General features: G+C 57.5%; 12 protein-coding genes. 8 read left to right on the forward strand and 4 right to left on the reverse strand.

The features are described from left to right. Positions 1-56: 56 nt before the first annotated feature. Positions 57-1004: an AEC family transporter gene (locus ABLV76_RS00640; protein ID WP_135683315.1), complete on the reverse strand. Its 948-nt coding sequence runs from the start codon at positions 1002-1004 to the stop codon at positions 57-59. Between the two features lie 416 nt (positions 1005-1420). Between ABLV76_RS00640 and ABLV76_RS00645 the strand changes: the two genes are divergently transcribed. Next, entirely contained in the window at positions 1421-2755 is a 1335-nt protein-coding gene (locus ABLV76_RS00645; protein WP_348878125.1) for a 2-hydroxycarboxylate transporter family protein, read from the forward strand. A gap of 59 nt (positions 2756-2814) precedes the next feature. On the opposite strand, the gene pyk is transcribed toward ABLV76_RS00645, so the two are convergent. Together pyk and ABLV76_RS00655 are read right to left on the reverse strand one after the other, a co-directional pair. Further along, complete coding sequence (gene pyk / locus ABLV76_RS00650) at positions 2815-4257, reverse strand: pyruvate kinase (protein WP_002911440.1); 1443 nt, start codon at positions 4255-4257, stop codon at positions 2815-2817. Positions 4258-4382: 125 nt separating this feature from the next. Then, positions 4383-5288 carry a MurR/RpiR family transcriptional regulator gene (locus ABLV76_RS00655; RefSeq protein ID WP_072096624.1) on the reverse strand — a complete coding sequence of 302 codons (906 nt, stop codon included), beginning with the start codon at positions 5286-5288 and terminating at the stop codon, positions 4383-4385. 159 nt (positions 5289-5447) lie between these two features. Here ABLV76_RS00655 and ABLV76_RS00660 point away from each other — a divergent pair, with 159 nt between their 5' ends. The 4 genes from ABLV76_RS00660 (at position 5448) to ABLV76_RS00675 (ending at position 9797) form a co-directional block, all read left to right on the forward strand. Next, on the forward strand, positions 5448-5597 hold the full coding sequence (locus tag ABLV76_RS00660; RefSeq protein ID WP_032425929.1) for a hypothetical protein: 150 nt from the start codon (positions 5448-5450) through the stop codon (positions 5595-5597). A 10-nt stretch (positions 5598-5607) separates the two neighbouring features. Beyond that, positions 5608-7083: a glucose-6-phosphate dehydrogenase gene (zwf, locus tag ABLV76_RS00665; protein WP_348878126.1), complete on the forward strand. Its 1476-nt coding sequence runs from the start codon at positions 5608-5610 to the stop codon at positions 7081-7083. A 222-nt stretch (positions 7084-7305) separates the two neighbouring features. Beyond that, positions 7306-9117 carry a phosphogluconate dehydratase gene (gene edd, locus ABLV76_RS00670; RefSeq protein WP_004203393.1) on the forward strand — a complete coding sequence of 604 codons (1812 nt, stop codon included), beginning with the start codon at positions 7306-7308 and terminating at the stop codon, positions 9115-9117. A 38-nt stretch (positions 9118-9155) separates the two neighbouring features. Next, positions 9156-9797, forward strand: coding sequence for a bifunctional 4-hydroxy-2-oxoglutarate aldolase/2-dehydro-3-deoxy-phosphogluconate aldolase (locus tag ABLV76_RS00675; protein ID WP_002911423.1), 642 nt, complete (start codon positions 9156-9158; stop codon positions 9795-9797). 57 nt (positions 9798-9854) lie between these two features. On the opposite strand, the gene purT is transcribed toward ABLV76_RS00675, so the two are convergent. Then, positions 9855-11033 (reverse strand): formate-dependent phosphoribosylglycinamide formyltransferase, encoded by a 1179-nt coding sequence (gene purT / locus ABLV76_RS00680; RefSeq protein ID WP_348878127.1) that lies wholly within the window; start codon positions 11031-11033, stop codon positions 9855-9857. A 135-nt stretch (positions 11034-11168) separates the two neighbouring features. Between purT and ABLV76_RS00685 the strand changes: the two genes are divergently transcribed. The 3 genes from ABLV76_RS00685 to ptrB all read left to right on the forward strand — a co-directional run bounded on the left by ABLV76_RS00685 (position 11169) and on the right by ptrB (position 14572). Further along, positions 11169-11516, forward strand: coding sequence for a YebG family protein (locus ABLV76_RS00685; protein ID WP_004203390.1), 348 nt, complete (start codon positions 11169-11171; stop codon positions 11514-11516). 215 nt (positions 11517-11731) lie between these two features. After that, positions 11732-12391, forward strand: coding sequence for a tellurite resistance TerB family protein (locus ABLV76_RS00690; RefSeq protein WP_348878128.1), 660 nt, complete (start codon positions 11732-11734; stop codon positions 12389-12391). Positions 12392-12511: 120 nt separating this feature from the next. Further along, positions 12512-14572: an oligopeptidase B gene (ptrB, locus tag ABLV76_RS00695; RefSeq protein ID WP_348878129.1), complete on the forward strand. Its 2061-nt coding sequence runs from the start codon at positions 12512-12514 to the stop codon at positions 14570-14572. The last annotated feature ends 3 nt before the right edge of the window (positions 14573-14575 follow it).

Below are 14575 nucleotides of genomic sequence, written 5' to 3' on the forward strand. Positions count from 1 at the left end.
ACTCCTGAATATAAAATTAAAACATTGCCTGATGTCTAGGTATTTTATTTCCGTGATTACGAAATGAGATAAATCATGACGGCTTCGGTGACCACGCCGATGGCGGTGCCCAGCAAAATAGAAGATGAGGCGGGTTCAATATAGGTATCGCTGCGCAGGGCAAACATCCCTGCCGCGATAGCGGAAGGCGTCGCGCCGATGATAATAACCTGTTGCATCAGGGTATGACTGAGCCCAAAGGCCAGCCCGGCCAGCGCCATCATGGCCGGCTGGATCAGGTTTTTAATACTGATGTTGGTGCAGGTTTGAATATTGACCGTCGGACGTTCACCGTAAAACAGCAGCCCAAGGGCGAAGAGTGACAGACCGCCGGCGATTTTACCCACCATTTCAACGGGTACGCTGAGCAGATGCGGCAGCTGGATCCCGGCCAGGCTGAGCAGTACGCCGGAAATGGGGATCCAGACAATGGGGTTTCTCACGGCTTTCAGCAGGTTTTGCAGGATCAACTGCCCGGCGTGGAGCTGGGGAGCCCCAGCGTCTCCGGGCTGGTCTCCCATGCGGATCAGGATGATGGTCAGAGGGATCATCAACACGCTGGTCACCAGGTTTCCGATAAGCACCCCGAGAAAGCCCTCCGGACCTATCAGCACCGCCAGCACGGGAGCGCCGAAGTAGGCCATATCGGGGAAGGCGCAAACCAGCGACTGAATCGCGCTAGTTTTAATATCATGACGAAAAACATAGCGCGAGATCAGTAGCGTAAGAAAATACGACCCCATCAGACCGATAACCAGCACCGCCATAAAGGTGAAGTTTTTTATTTTATCCGGGCTGGTATGTAATGCGCCGATAAAAAGATGAAAAGGAAGCGCAAAGCGGATAACTACCGTGGCGAGAACGGATGCGTCCTCACGGCGAGTATAGCCGAGTTTGCCGCTAAGCCATCCGAGCAGCATGATAAATACCAACGGGAAAAGAGATTGCAAGAGCAGTGAAGGCATAAAATGTCCTGACATATATTATCGGTTTGTTGTGCTGCCAATCTAACGATCCCCTAATATTTAAAAGGTGATAGCCATCACAGTCATCTGGATTTAAATAATTTCGCCTTGGCTACTTTAGTTACAAATAGGGAAAAGAGGATTAAATCATGGGGTTGCATTAACAGGAATAATTATTTTAGCGGGCGATAACTTTAGCTTCGTGATAATAAATTAAATTACTTAAAATAAACTTTATGGTTCAGTCACAAAGCCGACAGCGTTAATACGGTTGTCGTTTTTAGTTTTAAAGTCCTGTGTTACCGTTTCGGTGTATTTAGTTGATACGGCGTTTAGCGCTTTTGAATTCATAGTGCTGCGCAATTTTAATATTGCATCCTGACCCTACGTGACCTCTTTATTATTCAGGTAAAAATATGAAAAATAATTCACTCAACCAACCGATAGATAAAACATTGCCAAACGGGCAAGCGACTCGACTTTTCGCCAATATCGAAGTCGGCGCTGTGCCATTAACGCTGTTCATCGGTATCGCCGCGATAGTGGCGCTCTCCGCGGGCGCGGGGTTGTTGCCAAAAAACATGATTGGCGGACTGGCGGTCATCATGACCCAGGGGTTCGCGCTGGCGAAAATTGGCCGCATGGTGCCGGTGTTAAAAGATATTGGCGGTCCGGCGATTTTGTGTTTGATGATGCCCTCAGTGCTGGTCTACTTTGGCGTGTTTGAAGCGCATACGCTCGATACCGTGCATTTACTGATGAAGGAGGCCAATCTCCTCTATTTCGTCATCGCCTGCCTGGTGGTCGGCAGTATCCTGGGAATGAACCGCACGATTCTGATCCAGGGGATGGTGCGCATGTTTGTCCCGCTGGTAGTTGGGACCGGCGCGGCAATCGCCACCGGCCTGCTGGTGGGCAGCTTATTCGGCTACAGTCTGTATCACACCTTCTTCTTTATCATTGTGCCGATTATCGGCGGCGGCATTGGCGAAGGGATCCTGCCGTTGTCGCTGGCTTATTCGGCGATCCTCGGGCAGACGCCTGATGTCTACGTGGCCCAGCTGGCGCCGGCGGCGGTGGTGGGTAACATCTTCGCCATTATCTGCGCCGGCTTTCTGGCCCGCATGGGCGCCCGTCGCCCGGCGCTGTCCGGCAACGGGCTACTGATCCGCAGCCATGAAGATAACAGCGTCTTTGCGCAGAATCAGAGTACGCAGCCGACCGATTTTCAGCTCATGGGCGCCGGGTTGCTGATGATTTGTGCCTTTTTTATTGTCGGCGGCCTGCTGGAGAAGGTGGTGCATATTCCGGGGCCGGTGCTGATGATTCTGGCGGCGGTATTCTGCAAATATACCAAAGTTATCCCGGCGGCGATGGAGCTGGGGGCGCACAGCTGCTACAAGTTCGTCTCCGCCGCGCTGGTGTGGCCGCTGATGATCGGCCTGGGCATGCTGTATGTACCGCTGGAGAGCGTGGTATCGGTCTTCTCCGTTGGCTACGTCGTGGTGTGCGGCTCAATTGTCATTGCCATGGCGCTGAGCGGGTTCTTTATCGCTTCACGTCTAAATATGTATCCTGTGGAAGCCGCCATTGTCACCAGCTGCCACAGCGGGTTAGGCGGAACGGGGGATGTGGCCATTCTCTCGGCCTCAAACCGCATGGGATTGATGCCGTTTGCACAGATTGCGACGCGTATCGGCGGGGCGTCGACGGTGATCGCCGCGACGCTATTACTGAGCTGGATGGTGTAGCCTGCCGGAGGGCAAAAAAAAACCTGCCAGCCGTATCGCTGGCAGGTAGACACCGAGGCTTACTCGACGGTGAGGATACGCGTGGTGTTGGTGCTGCCGATGGTGCTCATCACGTCACCCTGGGTAACAACCACCAGATCGCCGGAGACCAGGTAGCCTTTGTCCCGCAGCAGATTGACGGCATCGTGCGCAGCGGCCACCCCGTCATTCTGGCTGTCGAAGAACACCGGCGTCACCCCGCGGTAGAGGGCGGTCAGGTTCAGGGTGCGCTCGTGGCGGGAGAGAGCGAAAATTGGCAGACCGGAGCTGATGCGCGAGGTCATCAGCGCGGTGCGGCCTGATTCGGTCATGGTGATGATAGCCGTGATGCCTTTCAGGTGGTTGGCGGCATACATCGCCGACATAGCAATCGCTTCTTCCACGTTGTCGAACTGGACGTCCAGACGGTGTTTGGAGACGTTGAGGCTCGGGATTTTTTCGGCGCCCAGACACACGCGCGCCATCGCGGCCACGGTTTCCGACGGGTATTGGCCGGCAGCGGTTTCCGCGGAGAGCATCACGGCATCGGTACCATCCAGCACGGCGTTGGCCACGTCCATGACTTCCGCACGGGTCGGCATCGGGTTGGTGATCATCGACTCCATCATCTGGGTGGCGGTAATGACGGAACGGTTCAGCTGACGTGCACGACGAATCAGCGCTTTCTGGATGCCCACCAGCTCCGGATCGCCGATTTCGACGCCAAGGTCACCGCGGGCAACCATCACCACATCGGAGGCGAGGATCACGTCGTCCATGGCGTCCTGATCGCAGACGGCTTCCGCACGCTCGACTTTGGCGACGATTTTCGCATCACAGCCGGCATCGCGCGCCAGGCGACGGGCGTAGTTCAGGTCTTCGCCGCAGCGCGGGAAGGAGACGGCGAGATAGTCGACGCCGATTTTAGCGGCGGTGACGATATCGGCCTTGTCTTTGTCGGTCAGCGCTTCGGCAGACAGGCCGCCGCCGAGCTTGTTGATCCCTTTGTTATTGGACAGCGGGCCGCCAACGGTCACTTCAGTGAAGACTTTCATCCCCTGAACTTCGAGGACTTTCAGCTGCACACGACCATCGTCGAGCAGCAGGATATCGCCAGGCACGACGTCCGCCGGCAGGCCTTTATAGTCGATTCCGACTTTCTCTTTATCGCCTTCGCCCTTGCCGAGGTTGGCATCGAGCAGGAATTTGTCGCCGACGTTGAGGAAAATTTTGCCTTCTTTGAAGGTCGATACGCGAATTTTTGGTCCCTGGAGGTCGCCGAGGATGGCCACGTGACGGCCCAGTTTTGCCGCAATCTCACGCACTTTATCGGCACGGAGCTGATGATCTTCCGGGGTGCCGTGAGAGAAGTTCATACGCACTACGTTTGCGCCCGCGGCGATAACTTTTTCCAGGTTGTTATCGCGGTCAGTTGCCGGGCCTAAGGTAGTAACGATTTTGGTTCTGCGAAGCCTTCTGGACATGTAATACTCCGTTGACTGATACAACTTTGGTGTTGCGTGAACATGGATTCGGTAGCGCCAGCCTGCAACGTCGCACAGCCGGATCGTTATCGAAGGTGTAATGGGGTACTGCTTGTTATCAACTTTTATTGATTATCACTGGGTACGAACGGTTCTTTATCAAAACGCGATTCCTTCAGCGCTTCCTTGACCCTCTTCAAGTTATCTCTGAATTTTGCCCCCCGGCGCAGGGTAAAGCCTGTCGCCAGCACGTCAATGACGGTCAACTGGGCCAGACGCGAGACCATCGGCATATAGATGTCGGTATCTTCCGGCACATCCAGGGTAATGGCCAGCGTGGCTTCCCGGGCCAGCGGCGAGCCGGGGGAGGTGAGAGCGATCACCATGGCATCGTTTTCACGCGCCAGCTGCGCCAGCTCTACCAGGCTCTTGGTTCTTCCGGTATGTGAGATAATCACCACCACATCATCGTCATCGCAATTCATACAACTCATGCGTTGCAGGACAATGTCGTCGGAATAGATGACCGGCACGTTAAAGCGGAAAAATTTGTTCATCGCGTCATGAGCGACCGCCGCCGAGGAGCCGAGGCCGAAAAAGGCGATTTTTTTTGCCTGAGTCAGCAGATCCACCGCACGATTCACCGCCGACATGTCGAGAGAATGGTGGACCTGATCTAAACTCGCCATGGCCGATTCAAATATTTTTCCCGTGTATGACTCAACGCTGTCGTCTTCATCAACATTGCGGTTAACATAGAGCGTGCCGTGCGCAAGGCTCTGGGCGAGATGCAGTTTGAAGTCAGGAAAGCCGCGGGTTTCGAGACTACGGCAGAAGCGATTGACGGTCGGTTCGCTCACTCCGGCCTCAAGGGCGAGGGCGGCGATGCTCGAATGAATGGCCTGCGCGGGGGTGGCAAGGATCACTTCCGCCACTTTGCGTTCAGATTTGCTAAGGTGTTCCAGTCGGGACTGGATTTTTTCCAGCATGTTCATTAGTAACAGGGCGCTCATCAATGGAAACGATTTCATTAATGGGTGAAATCATCGGGCGTTTTAGCAAGAATATACCCCTCCGCAAGCGCAAGCGGTGAGGAATGACGGGAAAAAATGTTGTTTTTTTTCATTACATGATCAGAGTCGTATTTTACTGACCTGAAACAGGTACAAACAACGAACAATATCAGCCAAATGCCTAAATCATCGCCGAATGTTTTCACCCTGTGCGGTTTTCCCGCTGCAAACGGAGGGGAAGGCTTTCGGGAAACAGGTAAACACAGTACAGTGCAGTGTAAGAAAATTACAAATATAGCCTGGCAAAAGCACCAGACTATCAACTGAGGAGAATGACATGGCGGTAACGCAAACGGCCCAGGCATGCGACCTGGTCATTTTCGGCGCGAAGGGCGACCTGGCGCGGCGTAAATTGTTGCCTTCCCTGTATCAGCTTGAAAAGGCGGGCCAGATCCACGCCGACACCCGGATCATTGGCGTCGGCCGTGCCGACTGGGATAAAGCGGCTTACACCAAAGTGGTGCGCGAAGCGCTGGAAACCTTCATGAAGGAAAAAATTGATGAAGGTTTGTGGGATTCCCTGAGCGGCCGCCTGGAGTTCTGTAATCTTGACGTCAATGACACCAGCGGCTTCACCCGCCTGGGTGACATGCTGGACCAAAAGAATCGCGTCACCATCAACTATTTCGCCATGCCGCCGAGCACCTTTGGCGCCATCTGTAAAGGTCTGGGCGAAGCGAAGCTCAATGCCAAGCCTGCGCGCGTGGTTATGGAAAAACCGCTGGGCACCTCGCTGGAAACCTCGCAGGAAATCAACGATCAGGTCGGCGAGTTTTTTGAAGAGTGCCAGGTCTACCGTATCGACCACTACCTCGGAAAAGAGACAGTCCTCAACCTGCTGGCGCTGCGCTTTGCCAACTCTCTGTTCGTCAATAACTGGGACTGCCGTACCATCGATCATGTGGAAATCACCGTCGCGGAAGAGGTAGGCATTGAAGGGCGCTGGGGGTACTTCGACCAGGCCGGACAGATGCGCGACATGATCCAGAACCACCTGCTGCAGATCCTGTGCATGATTGCCATGTCGCCGCCGTCCGATCTCAGCGCCGACAGCATCCGTGATGAAAAGGTCAAGGTGCTGAAATCCCTGCGCCGTATTGACCGCTCCAATGTGCGCGAGAAAACCGTTCGCGGCCAGTACACCGCCGGCTTTGCCCAGGGCAAAAAAGTGCCAGGCTACCTCGAAGAAGAGGGGGCGAACAAAACCAGCAACACCGAAACCTTCGTGGCGATCCGCGTTGATATCGATAACTGGCGCTGGGCTGGCGTACCGTTCTATCTGCGTACCGGCAAACGTCTGCCGACCAAATGTTCCGAAGTGGTGGTTTACTTCAAAACGCCGGAGCTGAACCTGTTTAAAGAGACCTGGCAGGAGCTGCCGCAGAACAAGCTGACCATTCGTCTGCAGCCGGACGAAGGGGTGGATATCCAGGTCCTGAACAAAGTGCCGGGCCTCGACCATAAGCACAACCTGCAGATTACCAAGCTGGATCTGAGCTACTCCGAAACCTTCAACCAGACGCATCTGGCCGATGCCTATGAACGTCTGTTGCTGGAGACCATGCGCGGTATCCAGGCGCTGTTCGTCCGCCGCGATGAAGTGGAAGAGGCATGGAAGTGGGTGGACTCCATCACCGAAGCCTGGGCGGCCGACCGCGATGCGCCGAAACCGTATCAGGCCGGGACCTGGGGACCGGTGGCCTCGGTGGCCATGATCACCCGCGATGGGCGCTCGTGGAACGAGTTTGAGTAAGCTCGCGATCTTATCCGTCAGGGTTATTTTACCGGTAACATGATCTGACGCAGAAAGTCGCACGCTTTTTAATCTTTTAAGCCCCGTGAGGATTCACCCACGGGGCTTTTTTTATTACACTGCCTTCAGACATTTTGCCCCTGAGCGCTGGTGTTGGTGGCTTCGGACACCAAAACACGTCATCTCGCAGCGGCCGGACAGATAAAATTTTGAGGAGCCTTTATGAATTCGACAATGTTACGGGTAACAAATCGCATTATCGAACGGTCGCGTGATACCCGCGCGGCTTACCTCGCAAGGATTAACCAGGCCAAAACCGACACCGTGCATCGTGCGCAACTGGCCTGCGGCAATCTGGCTCACGGTTTCGCGGCCTGTCAGGCCGACGACAAAGCCTCTCTGAAAAGCATGTTGCGCAACAACATCGCCATCATCACCTCCTACAACGATATGTTGTCCGCGCACCAGCCCTATGAACACTACCCGGATATCATTCGCAAAGCGCTGCACAGCGCCAATGCGGTCGGTCAGGTGGCCGGCGGCGTGCCGGCGATGTGCGATGGCGTGACCCAGGGACAGGACGGCATGGAGCTCTCTCTCCTGAGTCGCGAAGTGATCGCCATGTCCGCGGCCATCGGCCTGTCGCATAACATGTTCGATGGCGCTCTGTACCTCGGCGTGTGTGATAAAATTGTGCCCGGACTGACCATGGCGGCGCTCTCATTCGGCCACCTGCCGTCGGTCTTTATTCCCTCCGGTCCGATGGCCAGCGGCCTGCCTAATAAAGAAAAGGTTCGCATTCGCCAGCTGTACGCGGAGGGCAAAGTTGACCGCATGGCGCTGCTGGAATCCGAAGCCGCTTCTTACCACGCGCCGGGAACCTGTACGTTCTACGGTACGGCGAACACCAACCAGATGGTGGTGGAGTTTATGGGCATGCAGTTGCCGGGCTCGTCCTTTGTCCATCCGGATGCTCCGCTGCGGGAAGCGCTGACCGCCGCCGCCGCGCGCCAGGTCACCCGCATGACCGGCAATGGCAACGAGTGGATGCCGTTGGGCAAAATGTTTGACGAAAAAGTGGTGGTCAACGGCATTGTGGCGCTGCTGGCGACCGGCGGCTCCACCAACCACACTATGCACCTGGTGGCGATGGCCCGCGCGGCGGGCATTATCATTAACTGGGATGATTTCTCCGACCTGTCAGACGTGGTACCGCTGCTGGCGCGCCTTTACCCCAACGGTCCGGCGGATATCAACCATTTCCAGGCAGCGGGCGGCGTTCCGGTTCTGGTGCGCGAGCTGCTGAAAGGCGGCCTGCTACATGAGGACGTTCACACCGTCGCTGGCTTCGGTCTGTCGCGCTACACCCTCGAGCCGTGGCTCAACAACGGCGAGCTGGACTGGCGGGAAGGGGCGACGGCGCCGCTTGACGATCAGGTCATCGCGACATTCGAGAAACCGTTCTCCCGTCACGGCGGCACCAAGGTGCTGAGCGGTAACCTGGGACGCGCGGTCATGAAAACCTCGGCAGTCCCGGCTGAGAACCAGGTGATCGAAGCGCCGGCGGTGGTGTTCGAGAGCCAGCACGATGTGTTGCCGGCCTTTGAAGCGGGTCTGCTGGACAAAGACTGCGTGGTGGTGGTCCGTCATCAGGGGCCAAAAGCGAACGGGATGCCAGAATTACATAAACTTATGCCGCCACTTGGTGTATTATTGGACCGCCGTTTCAAAATAGCGCTGGTGACCGATGGCCGACTCTCTGGCGCCTCCGGTAAAGTCCCGTCAGCCATCCACGTCACGCCTGAAGCCTATGACGGCGGGTTGCTGGCGAAAGTGCGCGATGGCGACCTTATTCGCGTGAACGGGCAGACGGGGGAACTGACGCTGCTGGTGGACGATGCCGAACTGGCGGCGCGTCAGCCGCATATCCCTGACCTCAGCGCGTCGCGCGTAGGAACCGGTCGGGAGATGTTTGGGGCGCTGCGTGAGAAGCTCTCTGGCGCGGAGCAGGGCGCAACCTGCATCACTTTTTAAGACGATTTAATTTGTAGATCTGGCGAGAGAAAATCCTGATGAAAAACTGGAAAACAACAGCAGAAGCAATCCTCACCTCCGGTCCGGTTGTCCCGGTTATCGTAGTGAAAAAGCTGGAACACGCGGTACCGATGGCGAAAGCGCTGGTCGCGGGCGGCGTGCGCGTCCTGGAAGTGACTCTGCGCACCGAGTGCGCCCTGGAGGCGATCCGCGCGATTGCTAAAGAAGTGCCGGATGCGATTGTCGGCGCGGGCACGGTGACCAACGTCGAGCAGCTGAAAGCGGTAACGGAAGCCGGCGCGCAGTTCGCTATCAGCCCGGGGCTGACCGAATCTCTGCTGAAAGCGGCGACCGAAGACGGCACTATTCCGCTGATCCCGGGGATCAGCACCGTCTCCGAGCTGATGCTGGGCATGCAGTACGGTCTGAAAGAGTTTAAATTCTTCCCGGCGGAAGCCAACGGCGGCGTGAAAGCGCTGCAGGCGATTGCGGGTCCGTTCGGTCACATTCGTTTCTGCCCGACCGGCGGTATCTCCCCGGCTAACTACCGTGATTACCTGGCGCTGAACAGCGTGCTGTGCATCGGGGGCTCCTGGCTGGTGCCGGCCGACGCCCTGGAAGCTGGCGACTACGATCGCATCACCACCCTGGCGCGTGAAGCGGTGGAAGGCGCGAAGTAAACCGCGCCTCAAGGTCAACAACCCGGTCAGCGGCAACGCGACCGGTTTTTTTTGTCTTTACCCTTCGACGATAACCGCCGCGGCGGCGGTTTTAGCCCGCGTCACAGCCTCTTCCACCGAATCGGCGACGGCGAGGGTCACCCCCAGACGACGGGTGCCGTCAATCTCCGGCTTGCCGAACAGACGCAGCTGCAGGCCAGCTCCGACGGCCGACTGCAGCTGGCCGAAGCTGACGTTCTGACTGGTCAGCTGCGGAAGGATCACTGCGGAAGCGGCCGGACCATACTGGCGGATAGCGCCGACGGGCAATCCAAGAAAGGCGCGAACGTGCAGGGCGAATTCCGAGAGATCCTGCGAAATAAGCGTCACCATTCCGGTGTCGTGCGGGCGCGGGGAGACTTCGCTGAAGATCACCTCATCGCCGCAAACGAACAGCTCCACCCCGAACAGGCCATGCCCTCCCAGCGCCAGCGCCACCTTACGGGCGATATTCTGCGCGCGTTCAAGGGCCAGGTCACTCATCTGCTGCGGCTGCCAGGATTCACGATAATCGCCATCTTCCTGACGATGACCGACCGGGGCGCAGAAATGCACGCCATCGACGGCGCTGACGGTGAGCAGGGTGATTTCAAAGTCGAAATTCACCACCCCTTCGACGATCACCCGCCCGGCGCCGGCGCGGCCGCCCTGCTGGGCGTAGCGCCAGGCTTCGCTGAGCTGGTCAGCCGAGCGGATAAAGCTCTGACCTTTACCGGAGGAGCTCATCACCGGCTTGACGATGCACGGCAAGCCGATCTCTGCTACCGCCGCGCGGAAGGCTTCTTCACTGTCGGCGAAACGGTAGCTGGAGGTGGGGAGCTGCAGCTCTTCGGCCGCCAGACGGCGTATGCCTTCGCGGTTCATGGTGAGCTTCGCTGCCCGCGCCGTGGGGACCACTTTCTGCCCGGCCTGCTCCAGTTCGACCAGGGTATCGGTGGCGATAGCTTCGATCTCCGGCACGATGTAATCGGGTTTTTCCTGTTCGATCAGCGCGCGCAGGCTTTCGCCGTGCAGCATATTGATGACGTGGGCGCGGTGGGCGACCTGCATCGCCGGGGCATCGGGGTAGCGGTCGACGGCGATAGTTTCAATGCCCAGACGCTGACATTCGATGGCGACTTCTTTACCCAGCTCGCCGGAGCCTAACAGCATAACTTTGGTGGCTGCCGGGCGCAGCGCGGTGCCTAATACAGTCATAACTCTCTTCCGCAGTAAAAAAAGATGCGGTCGATTATAAACGAAAACGTTTGCGTCTGTCTTTATGCGCGTGAGTTGAGTCCGGAAGGGAAATTTGCTATACTGTATAAAAATACAGTGCTAAGAGGCTGCAGCATGGCGGTTGAAATTAAATATGTAGTGATCCGCGAAGGTGAGGAAAAAATGTCTTTTGCCAGCAAAAAAGAGGCCGACGCTTACGACAAAATGCTCGATCTGGCAGAGGTGCTGAATGACTGGCTGGTAGCATCGCCGCTGGAAATGGACGATGCCCAGCGCGATACCATGGCGATGTGGCTGGCGGAGCGTAAAGAGGCGCTGCAGCATATTCTGCGCGCCGGCAGACTGCCGGAGCAGGATGCGACTGCGCACGATGCGCCCGCGCCGTCAACGGACGCTGAGGCCTCCCCGGCGGAAGAGGCCGCCGCGCCGGCTGCCAAAACGCGGAAAGCCAAAGCGGCCTGATGGCTGGCGGTCAGCCGCTGATGGGCTGATGGGTTGGTCGGTTGGTCGGTCGGTCGGTCGGTCGGTCGGTCGGTCGGTCGGTCGGTCGGTCGGTCGGTCGGCTGGACCCGGTGCCGCCGCCGCGCGCACCTTTGCGCATCTTTAGCCATGTCTAACATTTCCTGACATCGCGTCGTTTAGGCTGATAACAGTGTTTGTCACCTGAGAGGAAAACCATGGCTAACTGGCTAAATCAACTGCAGTCGCTGCTCGGACAGCAGGGCGCGTCGCCGTCCGGCGAGTCGTCAAAAGGGAGCGCCCTGCTGCCCGGCGCCATCGGCGGGCTGGCGGGGCTGCTGGTGGCCAGCAAATCGTCACGCAAGCTGCTGGCGAAATATGGCACCAGCGCGCTGCTGGCTGGCGGTGGGGCGGTGGCGGGTACCGTATTGTGGAACAAGTATCAGCAGAAAATGCGCGCTCAGAACACGCCCGCTCCGACACCCGAGACGGCGGCGGCGCCGACGGAGGTCGATCCGCGCAGCGTGCGGTTGATCACCGCCCTGGTGTTTGCCGCCAAAAGCGATGGTCATATCGACGATCACGAGCGGGCGAGGATTGAAGCCCAGCTTTGGGAGGCCAATATTGACGTGCAGGCCCGGGTGCTGATTGACCAGGCGCTGGCTCAGCCGCTGGATCCGCAGCGTCTCGCCGAGGGCATCGTTGACCCGCAGGAGGCGCTGGAGATCTACTACGTCAGCTGCGCGGTGATTGATATCGACCACTTTATGGAGCGCAGCTATCTCAACGCCCTGGGTGAGGCTCTGGCGTTGCCAAAAGATGTCCGGGCCGACATCGAACAGGACATCCAGTCACAAAAACAGGCGCTAAGCGTTTAAATTATCACGTTTCGCTTGCATCGCCCGCGTCTTTTGCCACCCTTATAGACACGTCATCATTCAGGCGCCACCCTGCGGCCTGAATGCTCTTGTGTCACGAAAAAGCAGCAGAAGAATAACATGCGACCTAAAGCCAAACGGATCCCTCACGCCATGACCTTGCATGGCGATACACGCATCGATAACTATTACTGGCTGCGCGACGATGAACGCGCGCGGCCTGATGTGCTGGAATATCTGCACGCGGAAAACGCCTACGGCAAGCAAGTGATGGATTCGCAGCTCAGCCTGCAGGAGCGTCTGCTGAAAGAGATTATCGACCGCATTCCGCAGCGGGAAGTCTCTGCCCCCTATAGTAAAAACGGCTTTCGCTACCGGCAGGTGTATGAGCCGGGCTGCGAATACGCTATCTACCAGCGACAGTCGGTGCTGAAAGAAGAGTGGGACGAGTGGGAGATCCTGCTTGATGCCAACCAGCGGGCGGCAAAGAGCGAGTTTTACACCCTGGGCGGGCTGGGTATTGCGCCCAACAACCAGTTGATGGCGGTGGCGGAAGATTATCTCTCCCGTCGCCAGTACGGTCTGCGTTTTTGCGACCTCAGCAACGGCGAGTGGTATCCGGAGACCCTGGAAAATGTCACCTCCGGCTTTGCCTGGAGCAACGATTCACGCTTTGTGTGGTACGTGCGTAAACATCCCACCACGCTGCTTCCTTATCAGGTCTGGCGCCACACCGTCGGGACGCCGGCGCAGAGCGACGTGCTGGTCTACGAGGAAAAAGATGAGACCTTCTACGTCAGCGTGCATAAAACCACATCCCAGCAGTTCGTGGTGATTTATCTCTCCAGCGCCACCACCAGCGAAGTACTGCTGCTCAACGCCGAACTGCCAGACGCTGAGCCGGTCTGCTTCCTGCCGCGGCGTAAAGATCATGAATATAGCCTCGATCACTATCAGCACGCCTTCTATCTGCGATCCAACCGGGACGGGAAGAATTTTGGTCTCTATCGTACCGTGCTACGCGATGAAGATCAGTGGACCACGCTGATCCCGCCGCGTCACGACGTGATGCTTGAAGGATTTACCCTGTTTACCGACTGGCTGGTCGTCGAGGAGCGTCAGCGCGGCCTGACCAGTCTGCGGCAGATTAACCGCAAGACCCGGGAGGTGGTGGGGATCGCCTTTGACGATCCGGCCTATGTCACCTGGCTTGCCTATAATCCGGAGCCCGAAACGTCGCGCCTGCGCTACGGCTACTCCTCGATGACGACGCCCGACACCCTGTTTGAACTGGATATGGATACCGGCGAACGACGGGTGATCAAGCAGCAGGAGGTGAAGGGGCTGGACACCCGCTGCTATCAGAGCGAGCACCTGTGGGTGACCGCCCGCGATGGCGTCGAAGTCCCGGTCTCGCTGGTCTACCATCGCGACCATTTTCGTAAAGGGAGCAATCCGCTGCTGGTCTATGGCTATGGCTCGTATGGCGACAGTATCGATGCCGATTTCAGCGCCAGTCGGCTGAGCCTGCTCAACCGCGGCTTTGTCTACGCCATCGCCCACGTCCGCGGCGGCGGCGAGCTGGGTCAGCAGTGGTATGAGGACGGTAAATTCCTGTGTAAGAAAAATACCTTTAACGACTATCTCGACGTCTGCGACGCGCTGCTGGCTCAGGGGTACGGCGACCCGCGGCTCTGCTATGGCATGGGCGGCAGCGCCGGCGGGATGCTGATGGGGGTGGCCGTTAACGAGCGTCCAGAGCTGTTCCACGGCGTAATAGCTCAGGTGCCGTTCGTCGACGTGGTGACCACCATGCTGGATGAGACCATTCCGCTGACGACCGGCGAATTTGAAGAGTGGGGGAACCCGCAGGATGAAACCTATTACCACTACATGAAAAGCTACAGCCCCTACGACGGCGTGAAGGCGCAGGCGTATCCGCATATGCTGGTGACCACCGGGCTGCACGATTCCCAGGTGCAATACTGGGAGCCGGCGAAGTGGGTGGCAAAACTGCGTGAACTGAAAACCGACGATAACCTGCTGCTGCTTTGCACCGATATGGACTCCGGGCATGGCGGAAAATCCGGGCGCTTTAAAAGCTATGAGGGGGTGGCGCTGGAGTACGCCTTTTTCATCGCCCTGGCGCAAGGGACACTGCCGGGGAAAGCGGCAGTGTAGGGG

Origin of the sequence: Klebsiella sp. GB_Kp047, assembly GCF_040065235.1 — a bacterium.
In the GTDB taxonomy this organism is placed as follows: Bacteria; Pseudomonadota; Gammaproteobacteria; order Enterobacterales; family Enterobacteriaceae; genus Klebsiella; species Klebsiella quasipneumoniae.